General features: G+C 62.0%; 27 protein-coding genes. 11 read left to right on the top strand and 16 right to left on the bottom strand.

Features of this window, described 5'->3' with window-relative positions:
* The first annotated feature begins 44 nt into the window (after positions 1–44).
* Complete coding sequence (locus C1J04_RS02970; RefSeq protein ID WP_009825893.1) at positions 45–1,076, top strand: NAD(P)/FAD-dependent oxidoreductase; 1,032 nt, start codon at positions 45–47, stop codon at positions 1,074–1,076.
* 94 nt (positions 1,077–1,170) lie between these two features.
* Here C1J04_RS02970 and C1J04_RS02965 read toward each other — a convergent pair whose 3' ends face one another.
* On the bottom strand, positions 1,171–1,839 hold the full coding sequence (locus tag C1J04_RS02965) for an OmpA family protein (protein WP_005851133.1): 669 nt from the start codon (positions 1,837–1,839) through the stop codon (positions 1,171–1,173).
* A 126-nt stretch (positions 1,840–1,965) separates the two neighbouring features.
* Positions 1,966–2,862, bottom strand: a complete 897-nt coding sequence (locus C1J04_RS02960; RefSeq protein WP_009825892.1) for a methylated-DNA--[protein]-cysteine S-methyltransferase — start codon at positions 2,860–2,862, stop codon at positions 1,966–1,968.
* A 140-nt stretch (positions 2,863–3,002) separates the two neighbouring features.
* On the opposite strand from C1J04_RS02960, the gene nth reads away from it, so the two are divergent.
* Genes nth through C1J04_RS02945 form a run of 3 tightly spaced genes read left to right on the top strand, consistent with a single transcriptional unit; the run spans position 3,003 to position 5,223 of the window.
* Positions 3,003–3,647, top strand: coding sequence for an endonuclease III (gene nth / locus C1J04_RS02955; protein ID WP_005851129.1), 645 nt, complete (start codon positions 3,003–3,005; stop codon positions 3,645–3,647).
* Positions 3,644–4,633 (top strand): adenosine kinase, encoded by a 990-nt coding sequence (locus C1J04_RS02950; protein ID WP_009825891.1) that lies wholly within the window; start codon positions 3,644–3,646, stop codon positions 4,631–4,633. Before nth ends, C1J04_RS02950 begins: the two co-directional genes overlap by 4 nt.
* Positions 4,633–5,223, top strand: a complete 591-nt coding sequence (locus C1J04_RS02945) for a GNAT family N-acetyltransferase (RefSeq protein WP_037964746.1) — start codon at positions 4,633–4,635, stop codon at positions 5,221–5,223. The genes C1J04_RS02950 and C1J04_RS02945 overlap by 1 nt, the downstream gene beginning before the upstream one ends.
* Before the next feature lie 12 nt (positions 5,224–5,235).
* Here the strand turns inward: C1J04_RS02945 and purU are convergent, their stop codons facing one another.
* Positions 5,236–6,120, bottom strand: a complete 885-nt coding sequence (purU, locus tag C1J04_RS02940) for a formyltetrahydrofolate deformylase (protein WP_005851123.1) — start codon at positions 6,118–6,120, stop codon at positions 5,236–5,238.
* A 211-nt stretch (positions 6,121–6,331) separates the two neighbouring features.
* Complete coding sequence (locus C1J04_RS02935) at positions 6,332–6,823, bottom strand: RNA pyrophosphohydrolase (protein WP_009825889.1); 492 nt, start codon at positions 6,821–6,823, stop codon at positions 6,332–6,334.
* A gap of 167 nt (positions 6,824–6,990) precedes the next feature.
* On the opposite strand from C1J04_RS02935, the gene C1J04_RS02930 reads away from it, so the two are divergent.
* The 3 genes from C1J04_RS02930 to C1J04_RS02920 all read left to right on the top strand — a co-directional run bounded on the left by C1J04_RS02930 (position 6,991) and on the right by C1J04_RS02920 (position 11,136).
* Positions 6,991–9,018: an NADPH-dependent 2,4-dienoyl-CoA reductase gene (locus C1J04_RS02930; RefSeq protein WP_009825888.1), complete on the top strand. Its 2,028-nt coding sequence runs from the start codon at positions 6,991–6,993 to the stop codon at positions 9,016–9,018.
* Positions 9,019–9,152: 134 nt separating this feature from the next.
* The gene (locus C1J04_RS02925; RefSeq protein ID WP_009825887.1) at positions 9,153–10,094 is read left to right on the top strand and encodes a zinc transporter ZntB; all 942 of its coding nucleotides are present in this window, start codon (positions 9,153–9,155) and stop codon (positions 10,092–10,094) included.
* Between the two features lie 136 nt (positions 10,095–10,230).
* Positions 10,231–11,136 carry a LysR family transcriptional regulator gene (locus C1J04_RS02920; protein ID WP_005851116.1) on the top strand — a complete coding sequence of 302 codons (906 nt, stop codon included), beginning with the start codon at positions 10,231–10,233 and terminating at the stop codon, positions 11,134–11,136.
* Positions 11,137–11,227: 91 nt separating this feature from the next.
* On the opposite strand, the gene C1J04_RS02915 is transcribed toward C1J04_RS02920, so the two are convergent.
* Genes C1J04_RS02915 through C1J04_RS02900 form a run of 4 tightly spaced genes read right to left on the bottom strand, consistent with a single transcriptional unit; the run spans position 11,228 to position 14,186 of the window.
* Positions 11,228–12,181 carry an OmpA family protein gene (locus tag C1J04_RS02915; protein ID WP_009825886.1) on the bottom strand — a complete coding sequence of 318 codons (954 nt, stop codon included), beginning with the start codon at positions 12,179–12,181 and terminating at the stop codon, positions 11,228–11,230.
* Complete coding sequence (locus tag C1J04_RS02910) at positions 12,178–12,747, bottom strand: peroxidase-related enzyme (RefSeq protein ID WP_009825885.1); 570 nt, start codon at positions 12,745–12,747, stop codon at positions 12,178–12,180. The genes C1J04_RS02915 and C1J04_RS02910 overlap by 4 nt, the downstream gene beginning before the upstream one ends.
* Before the next feature lie 12 nt (positions 12,748–12,759).
* Positions 12,760–13,470 carry a GNAT family N-acetyltransferase gene (locus C1J04_RS02905; protein ID WP_009825884.1) on the bottom strand — a complete coding sequence of 237 codons (711 nt, stop codon included), beginning with the start codon at positions 13,468–13,470 and terminating at the stop codon, positions 12,760–12,762.
* Positions 13,467–14,186 (bottom strand): competence/damage-inducible protein A, encoded by a 720-nt coding sequence (locus C1J04_RS02900; RefSeq protein ID WP_037954089.1) that lies wholly within the window; start codon positions 14,184–14,186, stop codon positions 13,467–13,469. The genes C1J04_RS02905 and C1J04_RS02900 overlap by 4 nt, the downstream gene beginning before the upstream one ends.
* A gap of 46 nt (positions 14,187–14,232) precedes the next feature.
* Here C1J04_RS02900 and sfsA point away from each other — a divergent pair, with 46 nt between their 5' ends.
* Together sfsA and map are read left to right on the top strand one after the other, a co-directional pair.
* Entirely contained in the window at positions 14,233–14,970 is a 738-nt protein-coding gene (gene sfsA / locus C1J04_RS02895; RefSeq protein WP_009825882.1) for a DNA/RNA nuclease SfsA, read from the top strand.
* A 34-nt stretch (positions 14,971–15,004) separates the two neighbouring features.
* Positions 15,005–15,820, top strand: a complete 816-nt coding sequence (gene map / locus C1J04_RS02890) for a type I methionyl aminopeptidase (RefSeq protein WP_037954559.1) — start codon at positions 15,005–15,007, stop codon at positions 15,818–15,820.
* Between the two features lie 3 nt (positions 15,821–15,823).
* Here map and pssA read toward each other — a convergent pair whose 3' ends face one another.
* The 4 genes from pssA to C1J04_RS02870 form a co-directional block, all read right to left on the bottom strand.
* Entirely contained in the window at positions 15,824–16,585 is a 762-nt protein-coding gene (pssA, locus tag C1J04_RS02885; protein ID WP_005851102.1) for a CDP-diacylglycerol--serine O-phosphatidyltransferase, read from the bottom strand.
* 1 nt (position 16,586) lies between these two features.
* Entirely contained in the window at positions 16,587–17,246 is a 660-nt protein-coding gene (locus C1J04_RS02880; RefSeq protein ID WP_174226618.1) for a phosphatidylserine decarboxylase, read from the bottom strand.
* Positions 17,247–17,337: 91 nt separating this feature from the next.
* A complete protein-coding gene (gene rsmD, locus C1J04_RS02875) occupies positions 17,338–17,889 on the bottom strand; it encodes a 16S rRNA (guanine(966)-N(2))-methyltransferase RsmD (RefSeq protein ID WP_005851097.1) in 552 nt (183 codons plus the stop codon).
* Complete coding sequence (locus tag C1J04_RS02870; protein WP_009825879.1) at positions 17,886–19,094, bottom strand: NAD(P)/FAD-dependent oxidoreductase; 1,209 nt, start codon at positions 19,092–19,094, stop codon at positions 17,886–17,888. The genes rsmD and C1J04_RS02870 overlap by 4 nt, the downstream gene beginning before the upstream one ends.
* A gap of 92 nt (positions 19,095–19,186) precedes the next feature.
* Here C1J04_RS02870 and C1J04_RS02865 point away from each other — a divergent pair, with 92 nt between their 5' ends.
* Positions 19,187–19,675: a peroxiredoxin gene (locus C1J04_RS02865; RefSeq protein ID WP_037954087.1), complete on the top strand. Its 489-nt coding sequence runs from the start codon at positions 19,187–19,189 to the stop codon at positions 19,673–19,675.
* Between the two features lie 86 nt (positions 19,676–19,761).
* Here C1J04_RS02865 and C1J04_RS02860 read toward each other — a convergent pair whose 3' ends face one another.
* The 4 genes from C1J04_RS02860 to C1J04_RS02845 are packed head-to-tail and all read right to left on the bottom strand — an operon-like array spanning position 19,762 to position 22,524.
* Positions 19,762–20,073, bottom strand: coding sequence for a 4a-hydroxytetrahydrobiopterin dehydratase (locus C1J04_RS02860; RefSeq protein WP_005851091.1), 312 nt, complete (start codon positions 20,071–20,073; stop codon positions 19,762–19,764).
* Complete coding sequence (locus tag C1J04_RS02855; RefSeq protein WP_037954084.1) at positions 20,070–21,257, bottom strand: GNAT family N-acetyltransferase; 1,188 nt, start codon at positions 21,255–21,257, stop codon at positions 20,070–20,072. The genes C1J04_RS02860 and C1J04_RS02855 overlap by 4 nt, the downstream gene beginning before the upstream one ends.
* A gap of 50 nt (positions 21,258–21,307) precedes the next feature.
* The gene (locus C1J04_RS02850) at positions 21,308–22,069 is read right to left on the bottom strand and encodes a glycerophosphodiester phosphodiesterase family protein (RefSeq protein ID WP_009825876.1); all 762 of its coding nucleotides are present in this window, start codon (positions 22,067–22,069) and stop codon (positions 21,308–21,310) included.
* On the bottom strand, positions 22,066–22,524 hold the full coding sequence (locus tag C1J04_RS02845) for a RidA family protein (protein ID WP_009825875.1): 459 nt from the start codon (positions 22,522–22,524) through the stop codon (positions 22,066–22,068). Before C1J04_RS02845 ends, C1J04_RS02850 begins: the two co-directional genes overlap by 4 nt.
* 189 nt (positions 22,525–22,713) lie before the next feature.
* Here C1J04_RS02845 and C1J04_RS02840 point away from each other — a divergent pair, with 189 nt between their 5' ends.
* The gene (locus C1J04_RS02840; protein ID WP_009825874.1) at positions 22,714–23,463 is read left to right on the top strand and encodes an MlaA family lipoprotein; all 750 of its coding nucleotides are present in this window, start codon (positions 22,714–22,716) and stop codon (positions 23,461–23,463) included.
* Positions 23,464–23,477 lie beyond the last annotated feature (14 nt).

Here is a 23,477-nt window from a genome sequence, read left to right as displayed (position 1 = left end):
TATGGGCGTTGCCGAACACTGCGCAAAAAGGGCAAGGATTGGCAATGGCCGAAATCACGATACGCGGCGCGGGGATATTCGGGCTATCCGTGGCATGGGCCTGCGTGCAACGCAGCGCGACGGTGCAAGTGATCGACCCGAATGGGCCCGCCGCAGGCAGCAGCGGCGGTATCGTCGGCGCGCTGGCCCCGCATGTGCCTGAAAACTGGAACGCCAAGAAAGCCTTTCAACGCGACAGCCTGCTGATGGCCAAAGGGTTCTGGCAAGCGGTTGAACAGGCAGGCGGTGGCAACGCGGGCTATGCCCGCAAGGGGCGCCTGCAACCCGTAGCCGATGACGCGACATTGGCACTGGCACAGCAGCGGGCCGAAACCGCCAAGGCGCTGTGGCAGGGTCAGGCCACATGGTCCGTGATCCGCGCGAGTGACACGCCGTGGCAGCCTGACAGCCCCACCGGCTGGCTGATCCACGACACGCTAAGCGGTCTGATCCACCCCCGCCACGCCTGCGACGCGCTGGTGCGGGCACTGGCGGCCAAAGGCGTGACGGTGCAGGCGGAGGGCGAAGATCGCGGACAGGTGCTGTGGGCGACGGGCGTCGCGGGGCTGGCGCATATGACCGCCAATCATAGCCGTCTGGTCGGCGCAGGCGTCAAGGGTCAGGCCGCGCTGCTGGACTATGACGCGCGCGGCTTGCCACAGCTTTTCGCGGGCGGTGTGCATATCATCCCGCATAGCGACGGCACCACCGCCATCGGATCAACGACAGAGCGCGCGTATACCTCGCCCACCGAGACGGACGCGCAGCTTGATGACGTGATCGCCGCCGCACGCGCTGCAGTGCCCGTGTTGCAAGATGCGCCGGTGATCACCCGCTGGGCCGGCGTGCGCCCGCGCAGCCGCAGCCGTGCCCCGATGCTGGGGCCCTTGCCCGGCGCTCCGGGGCAGTTCGTGGCCAATGGCGGGTTCAAGATCGGGTTCGGCATGGCCCCCAAAGTGGCCGAGGTCATGGCCGATCTGATGCTGGACGGGCGCGATACCATCCCCGATGGGTTCCGCGTCGAAGACAACCTCTAGCGCCGCGGCGGCCCGTCAGCCCCCTAAGGCATCCCTCAAACGCAAAAGGGCCCCGGCAGATGCCGAGGCCCTTTCACGTTCATGTCGCTAACGCTTAGGCAGCGTTTGGCAGGATCACGATTTCAACGCGGCGGTTTTGCGCTTTGCCCGCTGCGTTCAGGTTGCTTGCCACCGGCTGGCTTTCGCCACGGCCCACGGATTGGATGCGGCTGCCGGGAACGCCGTTCGACACCAGCACATTCGCGACGGCGCGCGCACGGCCTTCGGACAGCTGCTGGTTATAGGACGCTTCGCCATCGCTATCGGTGTGACCGACAATCTGTAGCGTGGAGTTGCTGTAGACGTTCACGTTCCGCGCCAGTGCGGCCAGATCGTTTTGCATACCGGCCTGAACCTGCGTGCTGTCTGTCGCGAACAGGATGTCCTGCGGCAGGGTCACGATCAGGCGGTCACCTGTGTTGGTGATGATCACGTCGGAATCCAGCTGACGGCGCAGGTCGGCCTCTTGCTTGTCCAGCGAATAGCCATAGCCAGCACCCAATGCACCGCCAGCGACCGCACCGGCCAAGGCACCTTGCGCACGGTTGCCGTCGCCTTTGGACAGCGCACCGATCACAGCACCGGTACCTGCACCGATCAGCGCACCGTTACGTGTGTTGGCGTTCGGGTCGTTGGGGTTGCCGCCAATCGGACCGGGTTCACAAGCAGCCAGCGCCAGAACGCTTGTCAGAGCTACAGCAATGGAGGTTTTCGAAAGTGTCATATCTTATTCTGCCTTTAAGTTGTGGCCCCGTTCGGGCGAGGCAATCGTCACATAACGCTTTACACCAGCCTTTGTTCCCGTTGAACCGGCAGCTTCAAACCCATAGGCAGCAACCCGCCGATACCCTCACGCGTCGACGCGGGCGGATTCAAAGGCCAGCATGGCGCGTTTGACCGGCAGCCCCCAGTGATACCCCCCTAACCCACCGGATTTGCGCAGGGCGCGATGGCAGGGGATCAACCAGCTGATCGGGTTACGCCCCACCGCCGTGCCCACAGCGCGGACCGCTTTGGGCGTGCCGATGGTCTGGGCGATCTCGGAATAGGTGGTCACATGACCCGACGGGATCGCCAGCAAAGCCTCCCACACCTTGATCTGGAAGGGCGCGCCGATCAGATACATCGGGGCTTTGTCGGTCCCGTCTCCCTGTAGGCCAAAGGCAATCTGCACCCAGTCGCGCAGCACCGCCGGATCCTCGCGGAATGTCGCACCCGGCCAGCGACGGCACAAATCCTCCATCGCGGCACCGGTGCCCATCTCGGCCGAGAAAGCCAGCCCGCAGATCCCCCGCGGCGTGCCCATAACCAGCGCCGGGCCAAAGGGGCTGTCGAACCACCCCCACGAGATCACAAGCCCGTCGCCCTTGCGGGCGAAATCGCCGGGGCTCATGGCTTCCCACCGCAGGAACATGTCGTGCAGCCGGCCAGAGCCGGACAACCCCAGCTCGTGCGCCGTGTCGAGCGTGGTAAAGCGGTCGCGCAGCAGCGATTTGGCGTGATCCAGCATCAGATATTGCTGATAGCGTTTCGGCGACACCCCCACCCACTGCGAGAAGAGCCGCTGGAAATGCGCCGGGCTCATCCCCATTTCACCCGCGATCTGATCCAGCGCCAGCGGGTCGGCGGCGGCATCGATCAGATCAATCGCCCGCCGCATCACACCGTAGTGATAGGCGCTGCTGTCTGCAGTGGCGGCATCTTCGGGGGCGGTGGTTTGGGGCGTGTGCTGTGGTACATGTGTCATAGGGGCAGACTACGGCAGGCCCCGCCCCCGCGCGACCCGAAACATGCGCCAAATGACGCAGCCCCCTGCCGCAGCGACGCCCGTAAAATCCGCCGCGCGCGGCTTGCCCTGAGAGGCGAAACCACGCATACCCTTGGCGCATGGCCAAAACCCTTGATTACCACACGATCCGCGAGATTTTCACCCGCTTTCAGGACGCCGAGGCGGAACCGAAAGGCGAGCTGGATCACACCAACGTCTATACGTTGCTGGTCGCTGTCGCGCTGAGCGCGCAGGCCACGGATGCGGGGGTAAACAAGGCCACCAAATCCCTGTTCGAGATTGTCGAGCACCCGCAGCAGATGCTGGACCTCGGGCTGGAGGGGCTGACCGAACATATCAAGACGATCGGCCTGTTCCGCCAGAAGGCCAAGAACGTGATGAAGCTGAGCCAGATTCTGGTGGATGACTATGACGGGGTCGTTCCCAACAGCCGCGCGGCGCTGCAATCGTTGCCCGGCGTGGGCCGCAAGACCGCGAATGTTGTGCTGAACATGTGGTGGCATTATCCGGCGCAGGCGGTGGACACGCATATCTTTCGCGTCGGCAATCGCACACGCATCGCCCCCGGCAAAACCGTCGATGCAGTAGAACGCGCGATCGAGGATAATATCCCTGTCGATTTCCAACACCATGCCCACCACTGGATGATCCTGCACGGGCGATACCATTGCAAAGCACGCAAACCCCTATGCAGAACCTGCATCATCCGTGACCTTTGCCCCTATGAGGAAAAAACCGAATGACCCAATACGAAGTGGTTGGCATCGGCAACGCTGTTGTCGATGTGATCTCGCATGCGGATGACGCGTTTCTGCAAGATAACGGCATCGAAAAAGGCATTATGCAGCTGATCGAGCGTGACCGCGCCGAAAACCTGTATGCGACAATGCAAGACCGTCTTCAGACCCCCGGCGGGTCGGTCGCCAATACCATTGCGGGCATCGGCGCGCTTGGCTTGCCCACGGCCTTTATCGGGCGGGTGAATGACGATGATCTGGGGCAGTTCTATGCCAAGGCGATGACAGACATCGGCATTGATTTTGTCAACGCGCCTGTGACCGGGGGCGAGAACCCGACCTCGCGCTGCATGATCTTTGTGACCCCGGACGGGGAACGCTCTTTGAACACCTATCTTGGGATCTCCACGGGGCTTACCTCGGACGACGTTCCGCAGGCGGTGGCCTCCAGCGCCAAGCTGATGTTCCTCGAAGGCTACCTTTTTGACCACGACGCCGGCAAAACCGCCTTCCGCGAAGCGGCCCGCGCGGCCACGGCGGGCGGCGGCATGGCGGGGATCGCGATTTCCGACCCCTTCTGCGTAGAACGCCACCGGGATGACTTCCTCGCGCTGATCGAAAACGATCTGGGCTATGTCATCGGCAACGAGGCCGAGATCCGCGCCCTGTGGGAAACCGACGATCTGGAAGACGCGCTGACCCGCACGGCGGCGATCTGTGACACGGTCGTCTGCACCCGTTCCGGCGACGGCGTGACGCTGATCCGCAAGGGCGAACGTGTCGACGTGCCCGTGACCAAGGTGACCCCCGTGGATGCCACAGGTGCCGGCGATCAATTCGCGGCGGGGTTCCTCTATGGCATGGCCACGGGTCGCGACCTCGAGACATGCGGCAAGATGGGCAACATCTGCGCAGCCGAGGTGATCAGCCACATCGGCCCGCGCCCGCAGACCTCGATGATGGATCTGTTCAAGGAAAAAGGGCTGGTCTGATGCTGACCGACGGATATCACGACGTACCGCTTGGCAAGCTGGCGATGGTTGTCACACATCTTGAGATGCGCGAGGCCGCCCCCCTGCGGGATGTCCCCGCCCCCGAGGGCGTGACCTTGCGCGCGTTGACCCCGACACTGGACTGGTACCGTGATATCTTTCGGCGGGTCGGACAGGATTGGCTGTGGTTCGGACGGCTCACAAAAACCGACGCCGAATTGCAGGCGCTGTTGTCGGATGCGGACACGCAGTTTTTCACGCTGACCAAGGACGGTCGCGACGAGGCGCTGCTCGAGCTCAAGTTCACGGCTGATGGCACGTGCGAGCTGGCCTATTTCGGACTGACGCCCGCGCTGATCGGATCGGGTGCCGGGCGCTACCTGATGAACCACGCGATCCGCACGGCTTGGGCGCGGCCGATCTCGCGGTTTCATCTACATACCTGCACGCTCGACAGTCCGCAGGCGCTGTCCTTTTACATCCGCAGCGGGTTTACCCCGTTCAAGCGGCAGGTCGAGGTCGCGGATGATCCGCGGCTGATCGATCTGCTGGACAAGGACGCAGGGGCGCATGTGCCGACCATCGGCTAGCGCCCCCGTGGCTCACCCCATCCGTTCAGAGGCGTAAGACCCCGGCGAGGCGGGGAAGACCACCGTCTTGTTGCCATTCACAAACACGCGCCGGTGGATATGCGCGTGAATGGCCCGCGCCAATACCTGACTTTCGACATCCCGCCCGAGCGAGACATAGTCTTCGGCGGATTGCGCATGGGTGACGCGCACGATGTCCTGTTCGATGATCGGCCCTTCATCCAGATCGGCGGTCACGTAATGCGATGTTGCCCCGATCAGCTTGACCCCGCGCTGGAACGCTTGCTTATACGGGTTCGCCCCCTTGAAGCTGGGCAGGAAAGAATGGTGGATATTGATGATCCGCCCCGACATCTTCTGGCACATCTCGTCCGACAGGATCTGCATGTAGCGCGCCAGCACAATCAACTCGGCCCCCGCGTCTTCCACCACAGCCATGATCCGCGCCTCGGCGTCGGCTTTGTTTTCCGGCGTGACCTTGATGCAGTGGAACGGAATGTCGTTGTTCACGACGACCTTTTGATAGTCCATATGGTTGGACACCACCGCGACAATATCGATCGGCAACGCGCCAATACGCCAGCGGTACAGCAAATCGTTCAGACAATGCCCGAAGCGCGAAACCATGATGACGACCTTCATCTTCACCGCCTCGTCGTGGAACTCATAGGCCATGTCAAAGGGCCGCGCCGCATCGGCAAAGCCGTCTGACAGGGTCGCCAGATCAACCTCGGCTTCGCTTTCAAAGCTGACGCGCATGAAGAAACCGCCGGTTTCCTTATCGTCGAACTGCGCACTGTCCGAGATGTTGCAGCCTTGATCGGCCAGATAATTCGCAATCGCCGCGACAACCCCGCGCGCAGAGGGGCAGGTCACGGTCAGGGCATATGTCTTCATCGGGATTTTTCCTGTGGCAAAGCGGTCCGACGTCGCGCGCCGATAGCCACCTGTTTCCTATCCGCCCCCGCCCCGTCAAGTTCGCGACGGCCGAAAAAGGCACGCGACGCCCGCACGGCCGGTCTAATCAGCACAATCGGTTTCCGATCATGCACATTGGCCCATATCCGCTATGCAATCGGGCAGACGGTGAACGCGGCCCGCCCCTTTGTCAGGCGTCGGCGAAATGGCTCACAAAGGCGTTGACCACAGCAGTATAGACCTCGCGCTTGAACGGGACGATGTTGTCGACCAGTTCGCGCACCGGCAACCAGCGCCAGTCCGAGAATTCGGGGTGTTCGGTATCCAGGTTGATCTCGTCATCCGACCCGTGAAAGCGCAGCAGGAACCATTTCTGCTCTTGCCCGCGGAAGCGGCCTTTCCAGATGTTGGGCACCAGTTCGATCGGCAGGTCATAGGGCAACCAGCCCTCGGTCTGTGCCACCACGGTGACAGAGCTTGGGGGGATGCCTGTCTCTTCCTCCAGCTCGCGCAGGGCGGCGACTTCGGCGTGTTCGCCCTTTTCGACGCCACCTTGCGGCATCTGCCATGCGTCCTGATCCCGGTCCCGACGTTGCCCGACAAACACATGCCCGTCGGCGTTGACCAGCATGACCCCGACACAGGGGCGATAGGGCAGTCGGGCGATTTCTTCTGGCGTCATATCGGGGGCCTTTCGCGGCAAGAGAAGTCATACCGGCGTTAGCACGAATCCCGCGCCCATGTATATTGGCTTACGCAGCGTTGTGCGTGACAGAACCGCAGGCTTGGGGTGAACTGCCGCACAGAACGGTCCAGTACCCTACATTCAGCCCTCGAAAGGTTTGCCAAATGTCCGACTATCCGCACCTGCTTGCCCCGCTTGATCTGGGATTCACGACGTTGAAGAACCGCGTGTTGATGGGGTCTATGCACACCGGGCTTGAGGAAACACAGGACTGGAACCGCGTCGCCGAATTCTACGCCACCCGCGCGCGTGGCGATGTGGGGCTGATGGTCACGGGCGGCATCGGGCCGAACCCCGAAGGGTCTGTCGCGCATGGTGCCGCGATGATGCTGTCGCAAAAGGACGTGGACAACCACAGTATCGTCACCGACCGCGTGCACGAAGCAGGCGGCAAGATCGCGATGCAGATCCTGCACGCCGGGCGCTATGCCTTCAGCCCCGATTGCGTGGCCCCGTCTGCGATCAAATCCCCCATTTCGATGTTTGCGCCGAAAGAGCTGGACGCGGAAGGCATCGAAAAGCAGATCAGCGATATCGCCGCCTGCGCCCTGCGTGCCAAACAGGCAGGCTATGACGGGGTAGAGGTGATGGGCTCCGAAGGGTATTTCCTGAACCAGTTCCTCGTCACCCACACCAACAAACGGACTGACGAATGGGGCGGGTCGTACGAGAACCGCATGAGGCTGCCCGTCGAGGTCGTGCGCCGCGTGCGCGAGGCCGTCGGCCCCGATTTCATCCTCATCTACCGTTTGTCGATGATCGACCTGATCCCCAACGGCTCAACCTTTGAAGAGGTCGTGCAGCTTGCCAAGGCGGTAGAGGCCGCAGGGGCCACGATCATCAACACCGGCATCGGCTGGCACGAGGCGCGCATCCCGACGATCCAGACCTCGGTGCCGCGCGCGGCCTTTGCATGGGTCACCAAAAAGCTGATGGGTCAGGTGAACATCCCGCTGATCACCTCCAACCGGATCAATACGCCCGAGGTCGCCGAAGAGGTGCTGGTGGACGGCTGTGCCGACATGGTGTCGATGGCGCGGCCCATGCTGGCCGATGCCGATTTCGTCGCCAAGGCCGCCGCCGGAAAATCGGCCGAGATCGCGCCTTGTATTGCCTGCAACCAAGCCTGTCTGGACCATACCTTTGGCGGCAAAATCTCGAGCTGTCTGGTCAACCCGCGCGCCTGCTACGAGACTGAACTGCGCGTCGATCCTGTTGACGCGGCCAAGACAATCGCCGTGGTGGGCGCGGGCCCTGCGGGGCTCTCTGCCGCCATCACCGCGGCAGAGCGCGGCCATAAGGTCACCGTCTTTGACCGCGCAGCCGAGATCGGCGGCCAGTTGAACCTTGCCAAGCAGGTCGCCGGCAAAGAGGAGTTCTGGGGCCTCGTCGACTGGTATCGGGCGATGGTCAAGAAATACGACGTCACCGTGAAGCTGAACACCGAAGTCTCGGCCAATGATCTGGGCGAGTATGACGAGGTGATTATCGCCACCGGCGTTATCCCCCGCGACCCGCAAATCCCCGGTCAGGACGCGGGCAATGTGGTCAGCTATATCGACATCCTGAACGGCACCGCCACCGCTGGTCAGCGTGTCGCTGTCATCGGCGCGGGCGGCATCGGTTTCGATGTGTCTGAACATCTGGTGCATGACGGGGACAGCACCACCACCAACCTGCCCGAATGGATGAAGGAATGGGGCGTCACCGACCCCGCCGATCACCGCTCTGGCCTCGCGCCCGAAGGGCCGCAGCCGCACGCCCCCGCGCGCGAAGTTACCATGCTGCAGCGCAAGACCACCAAGGTCGGCAAGGGCTTGGGAAAGACGACCGGCTGGATCCACCGCGCGTCCCTGACCATGAAGAACGTGCAGATGATCGCGGGCGTCAACTACGAGAAGATCGACGCAGAGGGTCTGCACATCAGCTTTGGCGAAGCGCGTGAAAAGCCGCAGGTGATCGCGGCGGATACGATCGTGCTTTGTGCAGGTCAGCTGTCGGACCGGTCGCTGGCCGACGCGCTAGAGGTCAAGGGCATCCCGTGCCATGTTATCGGCGGCGCGGATGTCGCGGCTGAACTGGATGCGAAACGCGCGATTGACCAAGGCACCCGTCTGGCCGCTGCGCTGTAAGGTATGTCGACCAAAATGGGGCAGGCTGTCGTGGCCTGCCCCGTCTTTCGCCCGCGCCACAAGGGCAGCACATCTTGCGCCTCCGCGCCGGTCTGTCAAAATGCCCGGATCAATAGATATTTCAGGGTGTGGCCATGCCGATTTGCGTTTTCGATATCTTTGCCGATGGCACGACCCAAGTGCCCACCGACACGCATCTTACGGGGCCGGGCATCTACCGCTGGTGGCACTTTGATCTGGCCGACCCGATGCTTGAACCCTGGGTCCGCGAACACCTGCATGAAATCCCCGCCGGATCGCTGATCCAGAAACAGACCCGCCCGCGCTGTGACCGGTTTGAAGGCGGGCTGATCCTGAACCTGCGCGGCATCAATATGAACGAGGGGCAGGATGCGGATGAAATGGTATCGGTGCGGATGTATGTGGATTCCGACCTGCTGATCACCGTGCGCCGCAAGAAGGTCTTTGCCATAGACGCCATCCGCCGCGAGGCCGAAGCGCAAAAGGCCCCTCCCAGCCCTGCCGAGTTCCTCGAAGCGCTTGTGGGTCGCTTGACCCTGCGGGTGCAGGAACATGTTGCAACGCTGGATGAACAGGCGGAGTTCTTCGAGGACGACCTAGAGGACAAGAACACCCCGATGCCCCATGAGCTGCCCGAAATCCGGCGCAGCGTGATCCGGCTGCGCCGCTATCTTGACCCCCAACGCGAGGCGCTGGCCAAGCTGGCCGCCTTTGACATCCCGCTGATCCCCGACGAAAGCCAGCTTGAGCTGCGCGAGCAGGCCAACAGCGCGCTGATCGCGGTAGAAGAGCTGGACGAGCTGCGCGACCGGCTGGTGTCGGTTCAGGAAGAGCACGACGCCAATATCGCGCAGCGCCAAGCGCGCCACGGCTATGTGCTGTCGGTCGCCGCGGCGATCTTTCTGCCGCTGGGGTTTCTGACCGGTCTGTTCGGCGTCAACGTTGCCGGGATGCCGGGGGTGGACCATCCTTGGGCGTTTACCATCCTCTGTCTTGGCATGGCGGGGCTGGCACTGCTGATGTTTCTGGTCCTGAAACTGGTTCGCTGGATTTAGCCACAGCACGGCGCGCCCTGTTTCCCCGCCGCGAACGATCCCTATAAATACCTCTCCACTGTCTCACCGCTGCCGTGATCCTGCCTGATTTGGCCGCCATACCCTTTCCAGACGCAGATGATGAAAGGGGACGGGTATGGACCGCCTGACAGAGATGGAAGCATTCGCCACGGTCGTGGACCAGGGTGGCTTTACCGATGCGGCCAAGAAGATGGGTATCTCCAAATCTGCCGTATCCAAACACGTATCCTCGCTTGAAGCGCGGCTTGGGGCGCGGTTGCTGAACCGCACGACCCGCCGCGTCAGTCCGACAGAGATCGGGCTTGCCTATTACGACCGTGCCCGGCGCGTGCTGAATGACGCGGGCGAAGCCGATGCGCTTGTGACCTCTATGCAATCCGCGCCCTCGGGCCTTTTGCGGATCTCGGTCGCGACGGATTTTGGGGTGAACCATCTGTCACCCGCCCTGTCCGAGTTTCTGGCCGATTTCCCCGATATCACCGTCAACATGGTGCTGAACAACCGCTACGTCGAACTGATCAGCGAAGGTTTCGATATGGCCGTCCGTATCGGAGAGCTGGAAGACAGCACCCTGCGGGCTCGCAAGCTGACCGAGACGACCAAACGCATGATCGCCTCCCCCGCCTATTTCGAGAAATACGGCCGCCCCGAAAAGATCGACGATCTGAACGATCACAAGCTGCTGCATTATTCCAACCAGTCCAGCGGCAATATGTGGAAGCTGACCTCGCCGTCGGGCGAAAAGCGTCAGGTGCGCACCGCTGGCTGGCTGTCGGTGAACGACGGGCAATCGCTGCTGAACGCCGCCATCTCTGGCCTTGGCATCGCCTACCTGCCGAGCTTTCTGTATGCCGACGCGATGGAGAAAGGGCTGGTCGAAGACGCGATCCCCGATCTCCCGCTTGAGACCCAAGGCATCTACGCCGTCTATCCTCCGGGCCGGTTCACCCAGCCCAAAGTGCGCGCCTTCATTGATTTTCTAGCCCATACCTTTGCCGAAAAAGGTCCAACGGACTGGTAACACGAGATCACCAACTGCCCTCGGTGAACTGAGCCCACATGTGGCTGCCCCCGCTCCCTTTTCAGGGATGCGGGGATTTTTCTGTTCGGGGTCAGGGCGCGGGTAAAAGCACGGCCTCGACCCGTCGATTGGCGTCGCGCCCCGCTTTGGTCTGGTTGGACGCGATTGGCGACAGATAGCCCATGCCCTGCGCCTCGATCCTGTCGCCCGCGATGCCATGCGCCGTGATCAGCCGCCGCCGCACCGCCGCCGCGCGGCTTCGCGACAGGGCAATATTGTTTTGCAGCCCGCCGACGCTATCGGTGTGGCCCACCAGAACAATCCGCAGATCGGGCTGGTCTTTCAGCACCGCCGCCAGATTGGCCAGCGCATCAAACTCCCCCTGCCCCAAGGCCGCGGTGCCGGTGCCGAAATCAAGCGCAGCCAGCACCACATGGCCGGTATTCTGCAACGCCGCAGCCATCTCTGACTGGCTTTGTGCGGGGGCATCGGGGGCCAAGGCCTGGGTGTCTTCCGCCACCTCTGGCACCGACGGGCTGGACGCCTGGCCTTGCGCATCCGCCTCAACGATCTGCAGATAGGCAGAGGTATCGGTTGTGCTGACCAGAAGGGTCGCAACGGCGTCAGGTGATTGCAGCGATCCTTTGACGGCAGTGACAAACTGGTACTGGCGCAGATCGACATACATGTTCGGCGCGGGCAGTGTTTCGATCGCAAAGCGGAAATCGAAACCGCCGCAGACCTCGGCGCTGCAATCCAGCACGATCCTGTAGCCTGCGTCCTCTAGCTGGGTGCGCAGGGGCCGCATAATCTGTAGGGGCGTGAGGCCCGGAGCCTCTAACCGCCAAGCAGAGCGCGCAACCGCGCCTTCGATCTTGACGCTGGCAAAGCCGCCGTTCTCGAAGGCAGAGGTCGGGGCAAGGTAGCTGTCAGGGTCGGTATCGCGCGTCACGGTCTGCCGCGCCGCAGCGGGCAGCGACAGATCCAGCGCATGGGCCGTGCCCGCCAGTAAAAGCCAGATCAGCCCGGCACGCCAGAGGATCATCTGAATTGCGCGTGGTAAGCGTCGTTCGGTTTCATTTCGGTCGCGCTGGCGACGCGGTTGGTCATATTGAAGAAACCCGTGACCGACGCGATGTCAAAGATGTCGCGGTCGGAAAAGCCCACATCGCGCAGCGCCTGCCGGTCCGCCTCGGTGGTTTTGGCGCTGGCGACGGTCAGATGTTCGGCAAAAGCCAGCATCGCCGTTTGCCGCGCATCCAGATCGGCGACACGCCAGTTCATCACCATCTGTTCCCCAAGGATCGGATTGCCCGACAGTTGCCGTACCGCCGCGCCATGGGCCGTCAGGCAATAGTAGCATTTGTTCACGGACGACACGACGACCGCAATCATTTCGCGTTCCAGCTTTGAAAGGTTCGACGCGCCCAGCATTAGGTCGTTGTACATCGCGGTAAAGGCGTTCAGCTTGTCGATGTCAAAGGCATAGGCTTGCAGCACATTCGGCACCATCCCCAGCTTTTCCTGACAGACATCAAAGTATTTCTGCGTGTCCTCGGGCAGCGGATCGACCATCGGCAGGTTCAGGGCAGTGGGGGCATCATGCGCCATGGGGCGGCTCCTTTAGTCAGGGGATTGACGGTAATGATAGTGCCCTACCAGATCAAAGCCCAGACCCTGATACAGGCGGTTCGCGGCCGCGTTCGCCTTTGTGCAAAGAACCGCCACCTGCGTCGCCCCCTGCGCCTGCGCCCAGAAACCGGCGCTGCGCATCAGCCATTTGGCGACACCCTGCCCGCGCTGGTGTTCCAGCACCTCGACCGCATGGACCATGCATACGCCATCATGCAGCGCGGCAAAGGCGACGCCACCGGGCATCTCGTTCCAGCGGGTCAGGATCGCTGTTTTGGTCGCGGCGCGGTGCATCACGTTGATCCGTTCAGGGCCCACGCCGCCCTTGGCCCAAATCTCTGTCATGATGGCCAGCGGCTCCCATATCTGGAAAGCGGTCACCCGCGGCATCGGCACATCGGTCAGCTTGCCGACCGGCGCGATATAGACATTCACCGGATCGACGATGTCATACCCGCGCGCGGCCAGTTCTGTATCCAGCGTGTCGTCGCCGTCGCGGATCATGAAGATCGGGCGCTGGTTCATGGCGTGCATCGCGGCCTCGGCCTGACCGATATCCGCATTTGGTTCGGCCATCGTCGCGGCAGAGACGCGTTTGCCCCCGCCCTGCCCGTCCCGCAGGGTCCAGCCGGTTTCGGTCCAGATTTTCGCGGCGGGCCATGTGTGGTCGACGACCTGATAAAGCTGCGCCAGATCGGTCACGGGAACACCTGCGCGAGCTTTGCCATCGCCGCGTCGACCTCGGCCTGATCATTGCCGCGGATCACGATATGCGCGCCGTATTTGCCGTCTTTCTGGAAGGGGTAGGACCCGATAGAGAGGTTGGGATAGCTATGCGCCAACTCTCCCAACGGTCCGGCGATGTCGCCCTCTCCGCGTTCGATGCGATGGGTGGCGCTGATCAGGGGGGCCCCACCGGTCAGGGTTGGCAAAACGCTGGCGACCATCGCCTCGAACACGGCGGGGACGCCGGCCATGACATAGACGTTTTCCAGCTTGAACCCCGGTGCCGCCGACACGGGATTGTCGATCAGCGTGGCATCATCGGGGATACGCGCCATGCGCAGACGGGCGGTGTTCAGCTCTGTCGCGCTTTTGGCGTAGTGGTCGGCCAGAATGCCGCGGGCATCCTCGCGCACGTCGATATGCTTGTTGAACGCAGCGGCGATGCAATCGGCGGTGATGTCATCATGGGTCGGCCCGATACCGCCACTGGTGAACACGCTGTCATAGACGCGCGACAGTTCCTGCACGGCGGCAATGATCGTGCCGTTTTCATCCCCCACCACACGGACTTCTTTCAGGTCGATCCCGACGCTAGTCAACTGCCCCGCCAAATGGTGCATGTTTGAATCGCGGGTGCGCCCCGACAGGATCTCATCGCCGATGACGATCATCGCAGCAGTGGGGTTAGGCATGGCTGTCTCCTTGAGGGGCCGTTGATTGAGGTATAGGTCACCCCCCATGCGCTTTCAAACCGAACTTGTCCCCGCCCGCCTGATCCGCCGCTACAAACGGTTTCTGGCCGATTGCCAGCTTGAGGACGGCACCGAGGTGACGGCTCATTGCGCCAACCCCGGGTCGATGATGGGGCTGGCCATACCGGGCATGAAAATCTGGCTTGAGCCCAATGATGACCCCAAGCGTAAGCTGAACTACGGCTGGCGGCTGGTTGACCACGAGAACGGGCATTTCACCGGCGTCGACACCGCGCTGCCGAACCGTGCGATCAAGGCCGCGTTAATGGATCGGCAGATCGCCCCGCTCGCGGGCTACACTAGCGTGCGGCCCGAGGTGAAATACGGTGAAAACTCGCGCATCGACTTTCTGCTGGCCGAGCCCGGCCTGCCCGACGCCTATGTCGAGGTGAAATCCGCCACCCTGTCGCGCCGCGAGGGGCTGGTCGAATTCCCCGATAGCGTGACCAAACGCGGCGCAAAGCATCTGGGAGAGCTGGCGCAGATGGCGCGGGACGGGCACCGCGCCGTGCTGCTGTATCTGGTGCAGCGGACCGATTGCAGCGCCTTTAGCGTGGCTGCCGATATCGATCCCGCCTATGCCGCCGCTTTTGCCGACGCCCGCGCCGCAGGGCTGGAAACCCATGTCATCGGCACCCATATCAGCCCCCTTGGGGTCAGCGTTGCGGGCGCAATCCCCCTAATCGACCCGCCTGCACTGGCTCTTGGGGGCCAAGCGGGTTAGACAGCACCAAATTCATATGACGGAGACAGCGGTGATGAACGAACACCGAGGACGCCAGACCAAAGATGGCATTCGCATTTACGACCCCTCGGATTTCGCGGGGATGCACGCGGCGGGCAAGCTGGCGGCGCAAATCCTTGATGACATCGCCGAACATGTGTTTGTCGGACAGACCACCGGTGCCATTGACGGTGTCATCACGCAGATGATCGAAGACGCCGGCGCGAAGTCTGCCACCATCGGGTATAAGGGCTATCAACACGCCAGCTGTATCTCGCTGAACCATGTCGTCTGCCACGGCATCCCCGGTGACAAAAAGCTGAAGGATGGCGACATCCTGAACATCGACGTCACCGTGATCGTCGATGGCTGGTTTGGCGATACCTCGCGGATGTATGTCGCAGGCAAGCTGTCGCGCAAGGCAGAGCGGTTGATCAACGTAACCCATGACGCGCTGATGCGCGGGATCGAGGTCGTGAAGCCCGGCAATACCTTTGGCGACATCGGCCATGCGATCCAGACCTTCGCGGAATCCCACCGGATGAGCGTTGTGACAGATTTCTGCGGTCACGGGCTGGGCCGCGTGTTCCACGCACCGCCAAACGTGCTGCACTATGGCCGCCCCGGCACCGGTGCGGTGCTGGAACCCGGCATGTTCTTTACCATTGAACCGATGGTCAATCTGGGCCGCGCAGAGACCAAGGTCTTGGCCGATGACTGGACAGCGGTCACCCGCGACAAATCCCTGTCAGCGCAGTTTGAACACTCTATCGGCGTGACCGAAACCGGATACGAGATCTTTACCGAATCCCCCGCCGGTATGTTCCACCCGACCTATAGCCAGGGCTGATCCTCAGCCCCGGCGCTTGGCCAGCTTCAGCTCGATCACGGCCCACAGCACGCTGCCTGCATAGGCAAAGCAGCAGATCACCAATGTGGCCCAGGGGAAGCTGACCAGGCAGGCGATAAAGCCGGTAAAGAAGATCAGGAAATAGGTCACGTTGGCGCGCGAGAAGCTGACCGATTTGAACGACCACGTGGGGATGCGGCTGACCATGACCCAGCCGACCAGCACGATATACAGGCTGGATACAACGTCGGGCAGCGCGGCACCGGGGCCGAAGGCATAGGGCAGATAGATCGGCAGCATCACCAGCATCGCACCAGCAGGCGACGGCACACCGGTGAAATAGCCGCCATCGTCCAGCGGGTCTTTGGTCCGGGAATCGACGTTGAACCGCGCCAGCCGCATGACGCAACAGATCGCAAAGACCAGCACCGCCAGCCAGCCCGCGCGGTAGGAATCCTGCAGCCCCCAGAAATACACCACCAAAGGCGGGGCAACACCGAAGTTCACAAAATCCGCAAGACTGTCGAGCTCGGCCCCGATCTTGCTGTTGAAGCCCAGATAGCGCGCGGTGCGCCCGTCCATCCCGTCAAGGATACTCGCCAGAGTGATCAGTGCCACAGCCAGCGCGATATTCCCCTCGGCGGCGAAACGGATCGCGGAAATACCGGCACAGATCGCGGCAATCGTCAGCATGTTGGGCAACAGCTGCAGCAACGAGAATTCGGTTTTCGTCTTATCCGGCGCGACGGGGGGCTGATCGGTCATCTCAGGAAAGCTCTGCCAGCACGGTTTCGCCTGCGACCATCGTCTGACCGATGCTGACGCGCGGGGTGACCCCCTCGGGCAGGTAGACATCGACGCGCGACCCAAAGCGGATCAGACCAAAGCGTTGACCCGCCTGCGTATGCGCGCCCTTCTTGGTGAAACACACGATACGGCGCGCTACCAGACCGGCGATCTGGACGGCGGCGACCTCGCGGCCGTCGGCCATCTTGATGCGCAGGCTGTTGCGTTCGTTATCCTCGCTCGCCTTGTCCAGCGAGGCGTTGAAAAACTTGCCGGGACGGTAAGCGATTTCGGTGATCTCGCCCGCGACGGGGGCGCGATTCACGTGACAGTTAAATACGTTCATGAACACGCTAACCCGTGTCAGCGGCGTGTCAGGCATCCCCAACTCTGCCGGCGGCACGGCAGGTTCGATCAGCGATACGATGCCATCGGCAGGGCTGATAACAAGGTTATCGCCCTTGGGTGTCACCCGTTCAGGGTCACGGAAAAAGTAGTAGCACCAGACGGTTGCGCCCACCCCCAGCCATCCCAGTGGTTCAGCGATGATAAAAAGCACCAGCGTGATCGCGGCAAAGATCGCCACGAACTTGCGCCCCTCGGGGTGCATCGGCTTGATGAAGGTGCTGGTCATGCTCAGGCTCATGGCGGTCTACTTTCCTTTACGTCTTTGTTAGCACATAGGCCGCAGCGCAGCGAATGCAAAGCGGCAACTGTTGATGGGCACTGGGCTAGTCCTGGCGCAGCAGGGTGATCCAGGTGTCGCCATACTTGCGCTTGTCCTCGCGCGTGAACCCTTGGGGCGGATCAAGCGGGGCGTTTTCCTCGCAGACGATCATGGCATCGGGTGTCAGCCAGCCGCCCGCCCGCGCCTTGACCAAGGCGGTCTGGCCCATCCCCTTGCCATAAGGCGGATCGAGAAAGACCAGATCGAACGGCGCCGCGATCCAACCCCCAAGTGCCGTCGCGTCGGAGCGCATCAGCGTGGTCGCGCCCTCGGCCCGCAGCTTCTTGATGTTCTCGGTGATCAGCTTTTGCCCGACGCGCCCGTTCTCGATAAACACCACCTCGCGCGCACCGCGCGACAACGCCTCTAGCCCAAGGGCACCGGTGCCCGCGAACAGGTCAAGCACCCGGGCGCCGTTGATCACATTGTGATGGGTCAGCATGGAAAACAGGCTCTCGCGTACGCGGTCAGAGGTAGGACGCAAATGCGCATCCGCATCGCCCTTGCCCACGTCGGCCAGTTGGGTGCCACGGTGTTTGCCAGCGATGATCCTCATGACTTCAGCAGTGCCTTCAAATCTGTGCTCGGGTCTTCGATCAGCGCAGGTGCGGGGGATTTGCCCGCCTCGATCAACCGGCGCCCGATCATGAAGCCGCGCGGATCGTTCATTGCATCCACCGCCAAGAGCTCGTCCCCGCGATAGTACCAGAAGGCCACGCTATCGGCGTCGCTGCGTCGGGTGATCACGCGATCATAGCCCATGTTCAGCCCCGCGATCTGCAGTTTCACGTCATACTGGTCCGACCAGAACCACGGCTTGGCGACATATTCCTTATCCGCACCCATGATGTTTTCCGCGACCAGCTCGGCCTGATCAATGGCGTTTGGCACAGATTCCAACCGGATGCGCCCGCCGCGATAAGGGAAGGACGCGCAATCGCCTGCAGCCCAGACATGCGGCGCAGAAGTGCGCCCGTGGGTGTCGGTCATGATACCGTTGTCATTCACGATCCCCGCCGCATCGGCCAGCGCCGTCGCCGCCCCGATGCCAACGCCGACGATCACGAAGTCCACGTCCAGCGTCGTGCCGTCCGACAGTTCAGCGCCGGTGACATGGGTGTCGCCTGTCAAACGCTCAAGCCCGACGCCTTCGCGGATGGTGACGCCATGCGCCTCGTGCAGCGCGCGGAAAAAGTCAGAGGTCTGCGGGGCCGCGACCCGTTGCAGGATGCGGTCGCCCATCTCTACCAGTGTCACCTGCAACCCCAGCTTGGCCGCGACCGAGGCGGCCTCTAGCCCGATATAGCCACCGCCGACGATCAGCACCCGCGCGCCTTTGGTAAAGCGCGGGCCCATCGTATCTACGTCCCTTAGGTCGCGCACCACATGCACGCCCTCCAGATCGCCTCCGATATGCGCGGGCAGACGACGCGGGAACGATCCGGTGGTCAGCACCAGATCGTCATAGGCCATATCCCCGCCGTTGACCCGCACGGTCTGCGCCGCCGGATCGATGCTGTCGACCGTGGTGCCCAGCATCAGGTCAATCCCGTGGTCGGCGTAAAAACTCTCGGGCCGCAGATAGAGCCGCTCAAGCGCCATGTCGCCCAGCAGATAGGCCTTGGACAAGGGCGGCCGCTGGTAGGGGGGCACGGTTTCGGCCCCGATCAACGTGATCTTTCCCTCAAAGCCGGAGTTGCGCAGCTTGGCCACACAGGATGACCCCGCCTGCCCTGCCCCGATCACCACCACATGACCCATCCTTGCCCCTTTCGAAAAAACCGTGTTCCTGCCTGCGTGCAAAGCCTATATCTTCCGTGAAGACAAACGCAATGACACGAAAGGTCACGCATATGACGATTTCCCAAGGCGACACGCTGCCCGATGCAACGCTGGTGCAAATGGGGCCGGACGGCCCGCAGCCTGTGCAGATGGCCGACAAGCTAAAGGGCCGCAAGGTCGTCGTCTTTGCCGTGCCCGGTGCCTATACGCCCACCTGCGATTCCGCCCATGTGCCCAGCTTTGTGCGCACCAAGGACCAGTTCGACGCCAAAGGCGTGGACGAGATCATCTGCGTGTCCTGCAATGACCCCTTTGTTATGGCCGCTTGGGGTAAATCGACAGGCGCGACGGCGGCTGGCATCACCATGCTCGCCGATGCCAACAGCGCGTTTACCAAAGCCATCGGCATGGAATTCTCGGCCGAGCCCGCGGGGCTGATCTCGCGCTCTAAGCGCTATGCGATGCTGGTGGATGACGGCAAGGTCACGCTGTTCCAAGCCGAGGTCCAACCCGGTGTCTGCGACATGTCGGGCGGCGAGGCGCTGCTGGACAACATGTAATCCGGCACGACCCTGAAAATGAAAAACGCAGCCGCGGTGCCCCTGCGGCTGCGTTTTTGTTGGATAATGCGACGGTTAATGGTGCCTTAGCCCGCTTTGACTTCGCCCATCAATCCATCCATCTTGCGCGCCAGCTTGGCATCAAGCGAGCTTAGGCCATCCACGTCATGGGTCGTCAGTGTGACGATCACCTTGTTATAGACGTTCTCCCACTCTGGATGGTGGTTCCATTTCTCGGCCCAGATCGCCGCGCGGGTCATCCAGCCGAAAGCATCCGCGAAATCATTGAACTTGAAGGTTTTGACGATCGCATCCCGGTCCTCCACCATAGCCCAGCCTGTGCTGAACAAGGGGGCCAATACGGTTTTGCGCGTCTCTTCGCTTAATCTTTCGCTCATTCCTGTTCCTCAACCTCGACCCTTTTGAATGGGCCGTAATCTGTCAAAATGTCTATCTCTTCGTCAACGGCTGCCCGTTCCTGTACAAGATAGTCTTCAACAGCGCGCATAAAACCCTCGTCCCGCATCCAATGCAGCGACCACGTCGCCTGTGGCAGGTAACCGCGCGCGAGCTTGTGTTCCCCCTGCGCACCTGCCTCGACGGTAGAGAGGCCCAGTTTGATCGCGATATCGATGGCCTGATAATAGCACAATTCAAAGTGCAAGAACGGGTGATGTTCGGTGCAGCCCCAATAGCGCCCATAAAGCGCATCTGCGCCGATAAAGTTCAGCGCGCCCGCCACCCATGCACCATCCCGTTTGGCCAGCACCAGTGCCATGTCGTCGCGTAGCTGGTCCTGGGCGATGTCGAAGAATGCGCGTGTCAGATAGGGCGTGCCCCATTTGCGCGCACCTGTGTCCTGATAGAATTGCCAGAAGGCATCCCAATGTTCGGGCTGCAGATCGTCACCGGTGAACACCTCTATCTCTCCGCCAAAGGCCTGTGCCTGCTGGCGTTCCTTGCGGATGTTCTTGCGCTTGCGCGAGCTGAGCGTGGCAAGGAACCCATCGAAGTCCTCAAAGCCCGCGTTGCGCCAGTGGAACTGCTGGCTTTTGCGGGCCAGCAGGCCCAGTTGCTCTGCCGCGGCGGCCTCGTCTTGGGTACAAAAGGTAATGTGCAAGGACGACAGCCCGTTTGAATCGGTCAGCTGGACCGCCCCCTGGATGAGGGCCGCGGTACCCGTCTCTTCGAACCCCGGACGGGTCAGGAAACGGCGACCCGTGGCAGGGGTATGGGGCACGGCGATCTGCAGCTTGGGGTAATAGCGCCCGCCCGCCCGTTCGAACGCATGGGCCCAGCTGTGGTCAAAGATGTATTCACCCTGACTGTGTGACTTGGCGTACATCGGCGCGACCGCGATGATCTGACCGTCAATGGCAGCGCTGAGGTATTGTGGCTGCCACCCCGTACCGGGGCCGACGCTGCCGCTTTCCTCTAGCGCTGAAAGGAAACGAAAGGTGGTGAAAGGGTCCGCGGGGCGCGCGCCCCCGGCGGCTTCGGGGCAGGCACAGGCATCCCATTCCGCCTGACCGATTTGCGCGATGCGCGAGGCAATTCTGATTTCGACGTCGCGCGCGTTCATACTGGATGTCCCGTTGTCATAGGCCTTATCTGTGGCCGAAGCCGGACGGTTCAACCTTGCAGCGGCGCGTCATAGCCTTCGAAGGTGATATTATGCGCAAATTCGCGTGCGCCGTTTTCAACTGAAAGGCTGCGCACGGTCCAGCAGCAGATCATCGCGCCTGCCTCGCGCAGCTCTGCCACGCGGGGGCGGGGCAGATCGTCGACCTCGTGGCTGATGAAACACGCGCCGGTGCGGTCGTAATCGGGGATCTCGCGCAGGCGGTCGCAGGTGGCTTTGGGCAGCGGCCATTCGACATAGCGATAGGCGCTGGTCACCAATCCACGCGGCACATCCGGCAACAGCTCTGCCATCCGCGCGACGCTGTTGGGGTTGAACGACATGATAGCCACATCGCCCGCATAGTCGCGCAGGGCTTCGGCCACCGCATCTTCCAGCGGCCCGATGTCCGTCCCCATTGCACCGTCCTGATCCTTGATCTCGACCAGCAGCGGGACGCGTCCTGCGATCAGTTCCAGCACCTGCGGCAGGGTGGGAATAGTGTCGCTGCCGCCGGTGAGCGTAATCTGGCACAGGTCATCCGCATCGCGTTGCCGGATGGCACCGGTCTGGCCTGTCAGGCGATCCAGCGCATAGTCGTGAAACACCAGCGCCACACCATCGCGTGACAGTTGCACATCAAGCTCGATGCCATAGCCCCGATCAATCGCGGCCTGAAAGGCGGCAAAGCTGTTTTCGGGCCGACCGGCATCGCGGTGATGAAAACCGCGATGCGCGATAGGGGTCGTATAAAACGCCTGCGGTAGGGTCATTCGATTTCGAAGATGCCTTCGATCTCGACCGCGACACCCAGCGGCAAGGACGCGGCAGAAACGGCCGAGCGCGCGTGACGCCCCGCATCCCCCAAAGCTTCGACAAGGAAGTCAGAGGCCCCGTTAACCACTTTGGGCTGGTCGGTGAAGTCGGCGGTGGAGTTCACAAAGGCCGTCAGCTTCACCACCCGCTTGAGCCGTTCGATATCGCCGTCACATGCGGCTTTGACTTGCGCCAGCAAGCTGATCGCGCAGGTCTTGGCGGCTTCGGCACCCGCGGCGACATCCATATCCGCGCCCAGTTTTCCGGTGATGAACCCGTCCGGCCCGTTCGAGATCTGGCCCGAAACATAGACCGTGTTGCCGGTTTTCACGAAGGGCACATAGTTCGCCGCAGGGGCAGGTGCGTCAGGCAGGGTGACGCCAAGATCGTTCAGACGGCTGGTGATGCTCATGGGGGACTTCCTTGGAATGAATGCCTTTGGCGGGACGATAGCGATGCGACGGCGAAACGAAAAGACCCAAGAGGGAGGAACTGCAACACCTGCCCCCAACGCGAGATGCCCAAGGAAACTCATGTTGCGTATTTCGGGGACGCTGCGCATAACAAACCATGTTTTTCACGCGTTTTCGGGATTTATACCATGTTCAAGGCCACGACCCTCTCCACATCGCTGCGCGCCCTTGTGGGTGTCACTTTGGTTGCAGGTCTTGCCGCCTGTAGCGGTGCATCGCGGACCCAGCCCGCAGGGGTCAATGACCCGCACGAGGCCGGTAACCGCAAGGTCCACGCCTTCAATCAGAAGATCGGCGGATCGGGCAAACCCAACCGCGTGCTGGGGGCGGTGCCGATCGAATTCCAGACGGTCGTGCATAACGTCTCCGAGAACCTGTCGATGCCGCAAGCTGCCGTCAACAGCGCCTTGCAGGCGGATCTCGCGGGCTTTGGCCTGTCGACCTACCGCTTCTTGGTAAACAGCACGCTTGGGATGGGCGGCCTGTTCGACGTCGCGAGCGAATTCAAAGTGCCCGAGCATGATACCGACTTTGGCGAAACACTGTATGTCTGGGGTGTGGGCGAAGGCCCGTATATCGAACTTCCGCTGATCGGCCCATCGACCCGCCGCGACACCGCCGGCCGCGTGGTGGACCTGTTCACCAAACCGCTGTCCTATACGCTTGATAGCCCCGAAAGCTATGTCGGCACCGTCACCGGCTATGCCGATAGCGCATTCGAGAAAAACCGCCGCATCGTGAATGGCAAGCAAGTGCCGATCTCCGCATCGGGCGACAGCTATGCCCAGGCACGTCAGGACTATCTGCAAAAGCGCCGTGCCGATCTGGCGCGCCCCACCAGCATCGCCGCCACCACCGGCCCGCGCATGGTTGACTAAGTATCAAATAACAC

This window comes from Sulfitobacter sp. SK025 (assembly GCF_003352105.1).
Lineage (GTDB): Bacteria > Pseudomonadota > Alphaproteobacteria > Rhodobacterales > Rhodobacteraceae > Sulfitobacter > Sulfitobacter pontiacus.
This window is presented reverse-complemented; position numbering and strand designations above follow the sequence as displayed.